Source organism: Geomonas ferrireducens (assembly GCF_004917065.1).
GTDB lineage: Bacteria > Desulfobacterota > Desulfuromonadia > Geobacterales > Geobacteraceae > Geomonas > Geomonas ferrireducens.
In genome coordinates this window covers 680,570-693,915 of sequence record NZ_SSYA01000002.1, presented here as the reverse complement: position 1 = coordinate 693,915, position 13,346 = coordinate 680,570, and the positions used below count along the sequence as shown (strand labels likewise).

General features: G+C 52.3%; 17 protein-coding genes. 15 read left to right on the top strand and 2 right to left on the bottom strand.

What is annotated here, in order from left to right:
- Positions 1–103: 103 nt before the first annotated feature.
- The 9 genes from E8L22_RS11835 (at position 104) to E8L22_RS11795 (ending at position 6,248) form a co-directional block, all read left to right on the top strand.
- Positions 104–424, top strand: coding sequence for a hypothetical protein (locus E8L22_RS11835; protein ID WP_136525375.1), 321 nt, complete (start codon positions 104–106; stop codon positions 422–424).
- A 100-nt stretch (positions 425–524) separates the two neighbouring features.
- The gene (locus E8L22_RS11830; protein ID WP_136525374.1) at positions 525–941 is read left to right on the top strand and encodes a hypothetical protein; all 417 of its coding nucleotides are present in this window, start codon (positions 525–527) and stop codon (positions 939–941) included.
- 174 nt (positions 942–1,115) lie between these two features.
- A complete protein-coding gene (locus tag E8L22_RS11825; RefSeq protein ID WP_136525373.1) occupies positions 1,116–1,550 on the top strand; it encodes a hypothetical protein in 435 nt (144 codons plus the stop codon).
- Between the two features lie 147 nt (positions 1,551–1,697).
- Positions 1,698–2,189 (top strand): hypothetical protein, encoded by a 492-nt coding sequence (locus tag E8L22_RS11820; protein ID WP_136525372.1) that lies wholly within the window; start codon positions 1,698–1,700, stop codon positions 2,187–2,189.
- A gap of 33 nt (positions 2,190–2,222) precedes the next feature.
- Positions 2,223–2,657, top strand: coding sequence for a hypothetical protein (locus E8L22_RS11815; RefSeq protein ID WP_136525371.1), 435 nt, complete (start codon positions 2,223–2,225; stop codon positions 2,655–2,657).
- A 366-nt stretch (positions 2,658–3,023) separates the two neighbouring features.
- On the top strand, positions 3,024–3,290 hold the full coding sequence (locus E8L22_RS11810) for a hypothetical protein (protein ID WP_136525370.1): 267 nt from the start codon (positions 3,024–3,026) through the stop codon (positions 3,288–3,290).
- A 620-nt stretch (positions 3,291–3,910) separates the two neighbouring features.
- Complete coding sequence (locus E8L22_RS11805) at positions 3,911–4,549, top strand: hypothetical protein (RefSeq protein ID WP_136525369.1); 639 nt, start codon at positions 3,911–3,913, stop codon at positions 4,547–4,549.
- 109 nt (positions 4,550–4,658) lie between these two features.
- Positions 4,659–5,507 carry a hypothetical protein gene (locus E8L22_RS11800; protein WP_136525368.1) on the top strand — a complete coding sequence of 283 codons (849 nt, stop codon included), beginning with the start codon at positions 4,659–4,661 and terminating at the stop codon, positions 5,505–5,507.
- A 96-nt stretch (positions 5,508–5,603) separates the two neighbouring features.
- Positions 5,604–6,248, top strand: a complete 645-nt coding sequence (locus E8L22_RS11795; RefSeq protein WP_136525367.1) for a potassium channel family protein — start codon at positions 5,604–5,606, stop codon at positions 6,246–6,248.
- A 66-nt stretch (positions 6,249–6,314) separates the two neighbouring features.
- Here the strand turns inward: E8L22_RS11795 and E8L22_RS21965 are convergent, their stop codons facing one another.
- On the bottom strand, positions 6,315–6,548 hold the full coding sequence (locus E8L22_RS21965) for a DUF1622 domain-containing protein (RefSeq protein ID WP_136526097.1): 234 nt from the start codon (positions 6,546–6,548) through the stop codon (positions 6,315–6,317).
- 233 nt (positions 6,549–6,781) lie between these two features.
- Here E8L22_RS21965 and E8L22_RS11785 point away from each other — a divergent pair, with 233 nt between their 5' ends.
- Positions 6,782–7,294, top strand: coding sequence for a lipocalin family protein (locus tag E8L22_RS11785; protein WP_136525366.1), 513 nt, complete (start codon positions 6,782–6,784; stop codon positions 7,292–7,294).
- A 39-nt stretch (positions 7,295–7,333) separates the two neighbouring features.
- Positions 7,334–7,501: a hypothetical protein gene (locus E8L22_RS21540; RefSeq protein WP_198420150.1), complete on the top strand. Its 168-nt coding sequence runs from the start codon at positions 7,334–7,336 to the stop codon at positions 7,499–7,501.
- Between the two features lie 152 nt (positions 7,502–7,653).
- Here E8L22_RS21540 and E8L22_RS11780 read toward each other — a convergent pair whose 3' ends face one another.
- The gene (locus tag E8L22_RS11780; RefSeq protein ID WP_136525365.1) at positions 7,654–8,238 is read right to left on the bottom strand and encodes a superoxide dismutase; all 585 of its coding nucleotides are present in this window, start codon (positions 8,236–8,238) and stop codon (positions 7,654–7,656) included.
- 357 nt (positions 8,239–8,595) lie between these two features.
- Here E8L22_RS11780 and E8L22_RS11775 point away from each other — a divergent pair, with 357 nt between their 5' ends.
- The 4 genes from E8L22_RS11775 to E8L22_RS11760 are packed head-to-tail and all read left to right on the top strand — an operon-like array spanning position 8,596 to position 13,302.
- Positions 8,596–9,834: an efflux RND transporter periplasmic adaptor subunit gene (locus tag E8L22_RS11775; RefSeq protein WP_136525364.1), complete on the top strand. Its 1,239-nt coding sequence runs from the start codon at positions 8,596–8,598 to the stop codon at positions 9,832–9,834.
- Positions 9,835–10,560 carry an ABC transporter ATP-binding protein gene (locus E8L22_RS11770; protein ID WP_135869922.1) on the top strand — a complete coding sequence of 242 codons (726 nt, stop codon included), beginning with the start codon at positions 9,835–9,837 and terminating at the stop codon, positions 10,558–10,560.
- Complete coding sequence (locus E8L22_RS11765) at positions 10,557–11,786, top strand: ABC transporter permease (RefSeq protein WP_136513340.1); 1,230 nt, start codon at positions 10,557–10,559, stop codon at positions 11,784–11,786. Before E8L22_RS11770 ends, E8L22_RS11765 begins: the two co-directional genes overlap by 4 nt.
- Positions 11,787–11,820: 34 nt before the next feature.
- Positions 11,821–13,302, top strand: coding sequence for a TolC family protein (locus E8L22_RS11760; RefSeq protein ID WP_136525363.1), 1,482 nt, complete (start codon positions 11,821–11,823; stop codon positions 13,300–13,302).
- The last annotated feature ends 44 nt before the right edge of the window (positions 13,303–13,346 follow it).

The window sequence follows — 13,346 nt, the reverse complement described above, 5'->3', positions numbered from 1 at the left end:
CAAGCGGGTGGACCAGGTCTCGCGGCTCGTGAGTGCTGGTGAAAGCTGGTAGGAGCCAGGCGCTCCGCCGGTCACCTCGCGCCGTTGGACAGGAAGGAATAATTTGAAGAACATCCAAGTAATCGACGGGGCAGACAACTGCGTTTATGACGTCTTCTCAGCCACAGAGGAAGAATTCGACTTTATTTTCCCTAAAGGAACGGACATCGCCTTTATTGATGAGGTAGTTGCTCGTCATAAAGGTTCTGACGCGAGAATCAAGCTTGAAGATGCATTCAATCGAATATGGTTAAGGCGCATAAGGAAATCAGAAGCTATGGGAATCCACGGAGTGTTGTTCTATGAGCTTGAGAGAAAGAAGCGGTATTACCCAAGTCGTCGTGACGAGGAAGCCACCAACCCGAACGGCACTCGGCTGAGATAAAGGCTAAGCCCAACCAAGGCCTTGGACACCGACCGGTGCTGAGAAGCGCACCAAGCGGGTCAAGGCCCAGCCCGTTGGCGAGGAGAGGCAAGGTGACGATTTGAACCGCGAAATGACAGATGAGATTACCCGGATTGGAGGCGACCCCTCTGATATTTTGTGGGAGTGGTTTCTTCATCGAGGCCCGCATGGAAGCTATTTTACTTGGGGCCAATCACGAAAGAGCCCACCGGGATATGTCGGACTTGAACATCTCAAGACAGTTATAGCTGACTTCGAGGACACTGAACCAGGTTTCTCCAGCCGTGCACGCAATATAGCTAAATCAGCCCTGAACTCCATTTATCCCGACATAGTGAGAAGAGGCATCCAGATCATCTCAGTGGTAGGTAATGCTGAAGATTTCAAAGACATAAACGAATTGACTGTAAGCTCAGACCCCACTGTAAAAGCCGATGCTAAAGCCTGCGTGTTCGAACTGAAAACACGACTACGACACGGCGATATGAAACATTGATTGACGCCCCAAGGGGGCCACGCCATTTCTAAAGCCACGCAGAGTCCGAGGGATGTCAACAAAACGGGTAGACACGGTCTCCGCGGTAGATAAAGGTAGAACAAAGCCAGTGGAAGTTGAGCGCTCCGCCGGTCACCCTGAAGGCGTTGGACACAAAAAGGACGAATAGTAGGTATGGACTCGGTCGTGGGTTATATAAGACGTTTTTTAGGGGGACTGGCTTCTGCCATATTACGTTTTAAGGCAATGCTAAGGATCAACCCTGGTTGCGATCCCAAAAAACAATATGAAGTGGAATTGTGGCTTAAAATTCTTGAGCGGTCATATGATTTTCAATCCGACTACAAAAGAATTTATTATGAGAAGCTTTCGACAGAGGCGGAAAAACAAAGAATTCGTACAACTCTGGTGGCAATGCTCATATCAAAAAACTACTCAATTTCACACAAGACCTTTATAGCTTATGTATGTGCAGATATAGGTGTTGATGAGTCGTTACAAGTGATAAGAGATCTCAGTTTGACGCCAGGTTGCGCGGGTACTGAGAAATTTGCTTTCACGTTAGCTTGCGAAAAGCTGGCGAAAGATTCCGGGGAAAAAATCCTATAAGTTCCTGACACGCACATGAGAGGCATAAAAAGGGCGGTCCCAACCACAACGGGTGGAGACGGACTGCGCGAGTCAGTAGGAGCGAGCAGGAGCCTGTGAGAGCAAGGTCGCTCCGCCGCTCACCCGCAATCCGTTGACTGAGGAATAATGAAAGACGGCCTATTTAAAAAAGAAGCGAAATTTATGGCGGGCCTGTATGTCCTGATCCCCGCTATCGGGATTATGGCTGCTATTATTATTGCCTATTTGAGCAAGACAATTGGCTGTGATAACAGGATCGTTTCGGTTCATACTTCCCCTGATGGCGCGAATAAAGCCGTTGTGTTTGTGCGTGACTGTGGCGCAACAACTGACTTTAACACCCAAGTTTCCATACTTCCTTTCAGAAAAGAACTCTCAAATGAAAGTGGAAATGCATTTATTGCTGACTCGGATCACGGGAAAGCTGCGACAGGTCAGTGGGGAGGACCAAAAATAGCTGTATCTTGGCAGGGCAAAGATAGCATCATCTTGAGATACGCGAACCAATCAAGGGTATTCAAAAAAGAAGAGAATATAGCAGGTGTTCACATCACGTATTCAGAGGGAATAACATCAGCCAACAAGGGAGATGCACCGGGCCAGAAAGCCGCCCGGTGATCTCCCGGCCCGTTAAACAATAAAAGAGTAAAAATGAAATTAACCATTGAATATTTTAAAATAATCGACTTTATGGCGGCAATGTCAGCCACCATAACAACTTTACTCATTCTAGGTGCGTTCCCCATTATTTGCTTAGCCTGGGGTAAGTCAGGTGGGACTACACTCTCTCTTTTTATAACAGTATCCACAGGTTACATCTTGTTGGTAGGGTGTGCCATTTGCCTCTGGAATGTGTGGCAATCTGATGGCGAGATATTGAAGGATGGAATTAAGGGTAGGCCGTATTCAATGGCATTTTTTGTGACTGGGTTCCTACTTTTCTCTTTTTTCTCTATAGGCGTAATTGAAGTAGCAACCTCGTTAGCGGAATATCTATATGTGTTTGTTCCTATGATTGTGTTGCTTGGTATCTGTAAGGATCTGATCAAATTAATCAAATATTCAATCAATCAGAAGAAGACCTAAGAAAAAAAGGATCAAGGATAAAAATAGGGCGGACTGAATGATGCCCAACAGGCGGTAGAGCAGTGAATCCCGCTCACCGCCCATGACGCTGGCAGGAGAATAGAGAACGATGACAACAATTGAAAAAACGTCGTTTTTGAAAGTGCTGGTTTTTTCAATCGGGACAAGATGGGACAGGCCTGTGACATGAAGGCTGTGAGGCCAGGCATTGAAAATTCATGATTTTAGAAGAGGAAGGTCCCAACAATGCGCGTGGACCAAGTCTCTGCGACTGATGAGAGTTGATGAAAGTGGAACGTGTTGGGCGCTCCGCCGGTCACGCCGCGCCGTTGTGCAGAAAGAAATGAAGACTGACAAGGAAGATCAATGCCTATTGTAATTTACCGTACTAAACAGCCATCTGAGAAACTGGCGTGTCTTTGCGACGACTGCTGGGAGCTACCCGCTCAGGTCTCCGAATTAGAGAAGTGGCTTGATGAGAATAAAAACAATATTTACCCCGACGAGTACATAGCAGACATTGGCTTTACTCAAAGAGATGATGCCTGTGGTGGAGGCGCGGCTCTTTCACCAGAATCGATGGGCATTATGGCAAAGGCAGGGATGTCCCTATTTCTTTCGGAGTATCGTTGAATACCGGAAAAGACAGACAGCCCAACAACTCGGCGACACGCGGGCGACAAAAAAACGCCGCCGGTGCGCCTCAGCCCCGTTAGAAAACGATCTTCCAGCCCTGAAAATTGACACAAATCGGCATCGAACCTAAGTACGAATTAACTTTGGGTGTAATTTTGGGTATATTTAATTTTGGCATATCTTTATTTATTTCCATAAAAACAAATATTTACAGCAAGTATTCGACCCCGACCTCCGGCACCATACAACAAGACGACGGCTTGGCTCTTTTAGGGCTAAGCCGTTTTTTTATATGTGGAGTAGAGCATCCTTTGCTTTAGCCACAACCACATCAGCGCTACCTGACGTGCAGCGCCTCCCCCCCCCTAGTTTGCCCCACCAGATGATATTGCCGCTATCTAATCTTCTAATCGGAATAACAAAACATTTACATTGATTGCCGCTAACTGTGCGTGTTAACCTGCTGCACGCCTGTTGGCAACCTCTGAGTGAGGCGCTCACAATTGGGGGCTTCTCTAACACGGAAGGTTTATTTAGGTAGTCGATGGAGGTCACCTGTACCTCCTGCCATCGGGTGGTGCAGTTGAAACCTCTTAGATCCGTTGAAAGGAATACTGATGAAGAAACCATTGCTCATGTTTTTCTGTATTGCAATCCCTGCCTATCTCTTATCAAGCTTTTTGGGACTAGATGATTACCTCAACTTGCTTGGGCCGACCAAAGACATTATTAAATTTACCCTTCTTGCAGGCTTTGTTTTTATCATGGTGGAGTTTTGGCGATCAGACACAACGACCGACGACAAGTTATTTTGGACTATAGGTACACTCCTATTTGTTCCCATAGCGCTACCTCTGATGTATTTCAATAAGCTCCAGGACAAAAAACAAAGCACGAAAGGATGTTACACCTCTGGTACGGCAATCACAGCCCAGGAGGATACTTCCGACTTGAATCAAGGCAATATCGAGATGCAAAAGGCCCTAACGCTGCCCCAAAAAGCCGCATACTTTTCCCTTTCTGCACCGTTGATTGCAGACTTCATCATATCTTTGACTAAAGATGCGATAAAAGTATCTAAAATATCCTACGTAGTAGTAAATGTGACTTTAGTTTCCGTACTGGCCGCTGGTTTTGGTTATGGCATATACTCACTGATTTATTCTAAAAGGCAAAAAAAGATAATCATACCAGCAATGATCGGTATCAGCTGCCATTTGATTATTGCCTACATTGCGTATGCTGGATTGGGATGAGGCCCACGGCGCACCATTGAGCAGTCTGGCACGTCCGAATATCGAGCCTGAGCCAAGTGAGGAACGAGTTTATGAGACCGAGCGATAATCCGGTCACAGGAGAGGAAATATGAGGATGAATCCTATCCAAGCATATATTGCAGAAATAGAACGACTCAAGAACGAATTATTCGAGGCTAGGGTCACAATTTTAAATCTCATGCCTGAAAAAATTGCGAGAATTTTGTCGAGCTATTATGAGGTTAAATCCACACGCGAAGGCCATAACTGGGAGCACGAAGTCGCGGAACTGATCATATCGGAAGCCAAATTGCTGTCTAAAGAAGATGGGAGTTATTGGCAAGATAGGGCATACTGTCCCCTCTGTGGGAGGGGCAGTAACAGTCCTTATGACCGAGGTTTTGCTATACCAGAGGGGTTGAGGCGACATTTGACAGGATGGGGCAATGCCACCCGTTGCGAAGTTATGGAGGCTACATTTCGTTTGGCAAGGAATCATTGGTATAGGTCATTCCATGAAAAAGAGGAGCAAGTAAAAAATGAAAACCAGCTCCTCCTAGCAGAAAAGAAGAAAACTGAGACAGTGTATTTGATTGATTTGTACGCTGAACCTTGTCTTATGGATGAGGGAATTTACAGCTGGGATGGGCCAACCCGCGGAGAGGAAGAGCTTGTGTGGGCTGAAAAACGACTGGATGGATTAGGGGTAATGACATCAATAGAAGGGAATGTTAAAAAGTATATTGATGAGACAGACAATTATCTGCTTCTCGCAGATCCACGTGTGAACGGAAAGATCACATTTAAGGTTTATCTGAAGCCCTTGGCAAAAAAAGGAAAGGGAAGGGGAAGATCCTTGCACTACCAGTCTTTCTACATTCAAGATAAGTGGAAAAACGATTTGCCTGCGAAATATGCTGCTAGGGTCAAAGAGTGCATTGAGAACCTTATGCATTAAATACCAATAGTGAGAAAAAGGGATTGTCGTATTTTGTATCTCTTTCGGACCTATCTGGGGACCACGCCCACTGGCAATTATAGGAGATCGTAGACAATGGATTCGTTCATAGTCACATTTTGGGGAAGAATTTTTAGTACCTTAAAATGGGTTTCGCCATTTCAATTAATATTTTCATATCTTCCATCACGATTTAAAACTCATGGTTTTGTAGATGTATGGGTGTTACTGAATCTTTTGTTTTCAATAATCACAGTTTTTCTCTCCACAAGATTCCATGAATCAATTTGTGTAAAAATATTACTCATTTATGCATGGCTGAGAGTTTTAGAGATCGTAGTTTATCAAACAAATGTACTGTTCTTTGATGGGTATGGGAAAGCTAATACATCATCACCTTATCGTTTGCGCAGTTACAGGAGAATTGTAATTTTATCGCTTCATAATTATACAGAAATTATATTCTGGTTCGCTGCGGCATATTCATATTTTAGGAATCAGTTTGGCTTATATGCGTCTAAGCTTGGTAGCTTTATTGGTGCTACTTACTATAGTTTAGTTACCATGGCCACACTAGGATATGGAGATATCTCTCCAGATAATGATTACGGTAGATGTATTGTCTTGTTACATGTAGCTGTTGCGGTATTTATGACGATATTGATATTGGCAAGGCTTGTATCTTATTTGCCTATGCCGCAAACAATGGATGAAGATGAAATTAACAAGAGTTCAACATAATATTACATTCAAGCCGGTTTCAATTCATGAAACAAGACCTGCCTCTCAGGCTGAATATCGCAATGGTCAGCTCGCTGGGGCTTCATGTGGCTTCCGCTGCCAAGGCCAATGTCCTTCAAGTTCGACTTGCAAAGCCATACTCAAAAAGGTACGGATGATGACGATAACGCCCAGCACTAGCACTCCTTCCAACGTGGGCGTCACGGCCACGTTGCGGAATATGTCGGCAGCGACCAGAAATTCCAAACCGAGAAGGATGCCGCGCCCAAGGTCCTGACGCAACTGCCTGAAGCCGTCAATCCCACTACGGCCTTGAAACGCACTTTATTGAAAATTTGGACAACCTAACCTTGTCAGAGTTTTTGCCTTGCAGCCATCCGGAGTAGTGTGGCGTGTGCTTACTTAACGATTGATAAAGGTTAACCGTGCGTGCTAATTTCTGGTGAGTGTTCGTGCCGCCAAAGGAAAGGTGTCGTCCTCAAGATCATGAAAATGCAGACCGTCAGTACTTACGCCTAGATGGGACACAAGGCATGAAAAAATTATCTTTATGGTTGACGCTGCTTTTTACCGGCTGTGTGGGAATGCCGGATCGGGTGGAACCGGTTCATGACTTCAAGGTTCAGAACTACCTTGGCAGGTGGTACGAAATTGCACGGCTGGATCACTCCTTTGAGAGAGGGCTGACCCGGGTTAGCGCGGATTACAGCCTTCGGGAGGACGGTGGTCTGAAGGTCGTCAATAGAGGCTATTCCGAGAAGGAAAAACGGTGGAAAGAAGCCACAGGTAAGGCATATTTCGTTAAGGCTTCGGACCTGGGATATCTGAAGGTTTCCTTCTTCGGGCCCTTTTATGGCTCCTATGTCATATTCGACCTGGACCATGACAACTACCAATATTCCCTTGTCTGCGGGCCTGACAGGGGGTATTTATGGATCCTTGCCAGAACGCCCAAGATGGAAACTGCCATAAGAGAACGTCTGGTGGCAAAGGCCGCCGCATTAGGCTTTGATACGACCAAGTTGATCTACGTTTCCCAGGATTGAACCGATTCAATCCAGACGCTGCGCTTAAGGAGCTTGAGGATGTTTGAAAATCAGTACAACGAGGAGATGGAGGCCGAGGTGAGAAGGCTGGAGGCCAAGAAGAGGGCGGAAGTGGCGGGGCACCCGGAGTGGGATAACGCCTGTGCATCGTGCGGTTGTCGCATCGACGGTACCGTCGAACAGTTCTGCGCAGCCTGCCGGGGGTAAGGGTACAGGCAAGGCGAAATCCCCCCTGTCCCCCCTTCGCAAAGGGGGGGACGCCACGGCTCATGCAGCGATTCGAGGGCATCTATCGAAACAAAAGGAAAGGGCCTCCTGTTGGAAGCCCTTTCCTTTTTTCTTGGCTGGCGACTGCCTAACTACATCTGCATCCGCTCTTCCGCCTTGGTCCACTCTATGTTCTGGAAGAAGGAGTTGATGTAGTCGGCGCGCTTCAGCCCGTAGTCGGTCATGAAGGCGTGTTCGAATACGTCCATGACAAGGATGGGGACGCAGCCGGCGGGATGTCCGGTGTCGTGTTCGTTGATCCAGAAGTTCAAAAGCCTGCCGTTGGTCACGTCCTGATACAGGATCGCCCAGCCGATGCCGCGCATCGCGCCCACCGATTTGAAGTCCTGTACCCACTCATCGAAACTGCCGAAGTCCTGGTGCAACCGCGCCGCCAGCCTCCCGTCCTGGTTGATGGGAGTGTTCCCGCCCAGGTTCTCAAAGTAGAGCTCGTGCAGCCTCATGCCGTTGAATTCCCAGCCGAAACGCCGCTTCATCTCCGCAAACATGGGATCGGCTCCCTTGCCTTCCTTGCGCAGCTGGATAAGCTGCTCGTCCAGGGTGTTGCTGTTTTTGACGTAACCCTGGTACAACGTGAAGTGGTTGTTGAGGAGCGCCTCGCTAAACCCTGGCATGCCTATCAGTTCCGAGAAGTCCTTCGCCGTGAACGCCGCCATATTCTGTCTCCTTTTGTTGGATTTACCGGCCAGCAAAAACACGGCCCAATTGTATAGGAACGATTAGCCCTGTCAAACCCTCCGACGCATCTGTTGCTGCAAACCTCAACTCTGACGAGTCGACGGTTGACGTCCTGCAATAACCTCGAAAGCGAGAACGTTCGGTGAGGGGAAAGTAATTTTTGTTGACCCTCTGTTGCAGGATGTTTAAAGTGCTGGTTTGGCCGCAGGATTGAGAAAATGCTCCAATCATTTCATCTTTCTTGCACATTTAGCATTTACCGTACTTAGCAGATGACCTCGATGCTGAGGCTCAGATGCTATTGCAGGGATAATGATCATGAATGAGGTGGATCAGTGAAAAGAATCATAGGCGCCGTCATAGTCCTTTCCGTTCTGGTAACGGCCGGTTTCTTCTACTTCAAACAGCCTCCCAAGGTCGAGTACAAGACGCAAAAGGTCGAGCGGGGCGCCATCGCCTCATCCGTCTCGGCGACCGGCACACTGAATGCCGTGGTCACCGTCCAGGTCGGTACCCAGGTTTCCGGCACCATCGCGAAGCTTTACGTCGACTTCAACTCGCAGGTGAAAAAAGGGCAGCCGATCGCCCAGATCGACCCGGCGCTCTTCAATTCGGCAGTCCAGCAGGCGCGGGGCAACGCGCTTAACGCAGAGGCCAACCTCGCCAAGGCGCGCGTCACCGTGGCCGATACAAAACGGACCATGGCGCGCAACAAGGAGCTTCTGAAGGAAGGGATCGTTGCCCAGAGCGACATGGACGCCGCACAGACTGCGTATGATGCGGCGGTCGCCGGCGTCAGAGCCGCGGAAGCCGCGGTGCTGCAGACCCGCGGGGCCTTGAAACAGGCTGAAACGAACCTGAATTACTCGACGATAAGGTCGCCGGTGGACGGCATCGTCGTGTCGAGAAACGTCGACGTCGGCCAGACCGTTGCCGCTTCCTTCCAGACGCCGACCCTTTTCACCATCGCGCAGGACCTGACCAAGATGCAGATCGACACGAGTGTCGACGAGTCCGACATCAGCAAGCTTAAGGTGGGGCAGAAGGCTACCTTTACCGTGGACGCCTATTCGGACCAGCAGTTTGAGGGGACGGTGGTGCAGATCCGCAACGCCCCGGTGGTGACGCAGAACGTCGTCACCTACGTGACCGTGATCGCGGTCGATAACAAGGACCTCAAGTTGAAGCCCGGCATGACGGCCAACGTTTCCATCGAGACCGAGAGGAAGGATAACCTGCTCAAGGTCCCGGCTGCAGCGCTCCGCTTCAAGCCCAAATCCGGCAAGGAAAAGGGTGCCAAAGGAAAGACCGGGCCGGGCAGCATGACCGGTACGGGCGGCGGTTCCGGTGCGGGCACCGGCCCCGGAGGAAAACCCGGCGGGAAGGACCGCGGGCAGACCGTTTACCTGCTCAAGGAAGGTAAGGCTGTTCCTGTATCCATAACCACCGGCATCTCGGATGGCGGCATGGTCGAGGTGGTGAGCGGGAACCTGAAGGAAGGGGATGACGTCATCATCGAGCAGGTCGGCCAGGACAAGAAGAAGAACGGCATGCCGATGGGGCCGAGGTTCTAAATGGACGAAGTGGTTCGGCTAAACGACGTAGTGAAGATATACACGATGGGGGAGGAGCGCGTCGAGGCGATGAAGGGGGTCTCCTTCACCGTTAACCGTGGCGAATTCGTCTCCATCATGGGCGCCTCCGGGAGCGGCAAGTCCACCTGCATGAACATCCTTGGGTGCCTCGATGTTCCCACCAGCGGCAGCTACCTTCTGGACGGCGTGAACGTCGGGGAGCTCTCGGCCGACGCGCTGGCCGAAGTGCGCAATAAAAAGCTCGGTTTCGTCTTCCAGGGGTTCAACCTGCTGGCCCGGACTACGGCGCGCCAGAACGTCGAATTGCCCCTTGTTTACGCCCAGATCCCCGCGGCGGAGCGCAAGGCCCGCGCCCTCGAGGCACTGGAGAAGGTGGGGCTCGCAAGCCGCGAAGGGCATTACTCGAACCAGCTCTCCGGCGGACAGCAGCAGCGCGTGGCCATCGCCCGCGCCCTGGTCAACCGCCCGTCGATCATACTGGCGGACGAGCCGACCGGCAACCTCGACTCCAGGACCACCATCGAGATCATGGCCATTTTCCAGGAGCTGAACCGGCAGGGGATCACCATCATCATGGTGACGCACGAGCCCGACGTGGCCGAGTTCACCAGCCGGCACATCATCTTCCGTGACGGCCTGATTATTTCCGATGAACAGTTCCAGGCGAAAACCGCTGTTCCGCCTGCCGAGGTGGATAAACGATGACGACCTTGTGGCAAAGCCTCCTCATAGCCCTGCGCGCGCTGCGGGTGAACAAGATGCGCGCGCTGCTCACCATGCTGGGGATCATCATCGGCATCGGCGCGGTGATCGCCATGGTCGCCATCGGCTCCGGCGCGAGCAAGATGATCTCCGACCAGATATCCAGCATCGGCTCAAACCTCCTTTTGGTGCTGCCCGGTTCGGTGACGAGCGGCGGCATGCGTTCCGGTGCCGGCGGCACCCAGACGCTCACCTACGACGATGCCCGGGCCATAAAGGCGGAATGCCCGTCGGTCGGCGCAGTCGCTCCAAGCGTGCGCGGCTCGGGCCAGGTGGTGTACGGCAACCAGAACTGGTCCACCGTGCTCTTCGGCGTCACCCCGGACATGGTGCATGTGCGCGACTGGACCATCGTGGCCGGACGAAACATCACCCAATCCGACGTGGACGGCGCCACCAAGAACTGCTTGATCGGACAGACCGTCGTTGATAATCTCTTCGGCGGCACGGACCCGATGGGGAAGATCATCAGGATCAAGAAGATTCCCTTCACCGTGGTCGGAATTCTCGGCCGCAAGGGGCAATCCCCCCAGGGGCAGGACCAGGACGACGTGATCTACGTTCCGCTGAGGACCGCGCAGAGGAAGCTTTTAGGCAGCCAGTTCCCCAACGTGGTCGGCTCGATCATGGTGCAGGCTAAGGACGCCGACGTGCTCGACAAGGCAGAGGAAGAGGTCACCGAGCTCCTGAACCAGCGCCACCGCATCGGCCCGAACCGCGAAGTGGACTACACGATCAGGAACCTCTCCGAGCTCCTCGCCGTCACCGAGCAGTCCTCGAAGGTGATGTCGATCCTGCTGGGTGCCGTCGCATCCATTTCCCTCGTTGTTGGGGGGATCGGCATCATGAACATCATGCTTGTTTCCGTCACCGAGAGGACCAGGGAGATCGGCATCCGCATCGCCATCGGCGCCAAAAAACGCGACATCATGCTGCAGTTTCTGACCGAAGCGGTGCTTCTGACCACCTGCGGCGGGATCATCGGCATGCTGCTAGGCGTAGCGGGCGCGCGTATCGTGGCGAGCCTCATCGGGTGGCCCACCCTGATTTCGGTCAACACCATCATCATCGCCTTCGGCTTCTCGGCCGGGGTGGGTGTCTTCTTCGGTTTCTACCCGGCGCGCAAGGCCGCGTCGCTGAACCCGATCGATGCCCTGAGATACGAGTAATCCCGCAACAATGCTGATCGAAAGGATCGCACCTATGAAGAGAACCAGAAATACCGCGGTCGCCTGTGCCCTCACTCTCGTGCTCGGCACCGCAGTCAACGCCTCGGCACAGCCCACCGTCAACCTCAAACTGCAGGACGCCATCACCATGGCGTTCGAGAAGAACCTCGACCTCAAGGTGGAGCTCTACAACCCGGCGATGGCGGAGGCGGATATCCGGCGCAACCTTGGCATCTACGACCCGCTGCTCACGCTCGGTGCAAACTACCAGCGCTCGAACAGCACCAACACCCTGACCTTCAGGCCGCAGGCGATCGACCAGGTGACGGCTAACGCAGGGGTGAGCCAACTGCTTCCGACCGGCACCCTCCTCGGCGCGACGGTAACGAGCGGCTGGGTGAACAACTCTACGCGTTACTACTCGACCGCCCTCGACCTGACCCTGCAGCAGCCGCTGCTCAAGGGTTTTGGTCGCGAGAACACCGAGCTGGCCATCAACGTTTCGCGCTTCACGAAGTCGGAGACCCTGAACGCATTCAGGACCCGTCTAAGCGATACCATCGTCCAGGTGCGCAACGACTATTTCAAGCTGTACAACCTGCGCGAGATCCTCGAGGTGCGCAAGACCTCGCTCGCGCTCGCGCAGCGCATCCTCCAGGACGACCGGGGAAGGGTGAAGGCGGGTGTCCTGCCGGCCTACGAACTGTTGAACTCGGAGTTCCAGGTGGCGACCCGCGAGAAAGAGGTCATCGACGCGGAGCGCGCGGTGCGCGACCAGATGGACGTGTTGCGCGTCGAGCTGCAGCTTCCCGCGGGCAGCGAGATCGTGCTCGCCGACGAGCCGTTCCGCAGCGATTACGCGGTCGCTGAGGACCAGGCCCTTGCCCGCGCCATGGCGAGCCGCCCGGAGCTTGCTACCCAACGCGACGTCATCAGGATCAACGATCTGCAGCAGCGCGTGGCGAAGAACCAGACGCTGCCCGATCTGACCCTGAACGCGACGGTCGGGACCGGCGGCTTCGACCGCGGTTTCCTGAGCGGATTGGAGAAGACCGCGACCATCGATGAGCCTACCTGGGGAGTCGGCGTGCAGTTCACGTATCCACTGGGTAACCGCGCCGCGACAAACGACTACATCCGGAAGAAGCTCGCCCTGGAGCAGTCCCGGACCCAGTTGGAGAGCCTTGAGTCGGGTGTGAACCGCGATGTGAAGGCAGCGATACGACTCGTTGCCACAAACTTCAAACAGCTCGAGGTGACCGCGCGGGGCAAGGCGTACGCCGAGGACCGGCTGCGTGCCTTCCAGAAACGCCACGATGTCGGCCTTGCAACCACCAAAGACGTGTTCGACGTGGAAAACGACCTCGTGGCCGCGAAGGGGAGCCAGATCCAGGCGCTGGTTGATTACAACAACGCGATCACGCAACTGTGGCGGGTGACCGGGGAAATCCTCGAGCGTGAAGGGGTGCAGGTCAGCGAAACCCAGGCCGATCCACTCTACGAAAAGATGAAGTAGCAAATGCGTCCGGAATGGATTGCCTCCCGGCTGAAGCACGCTAG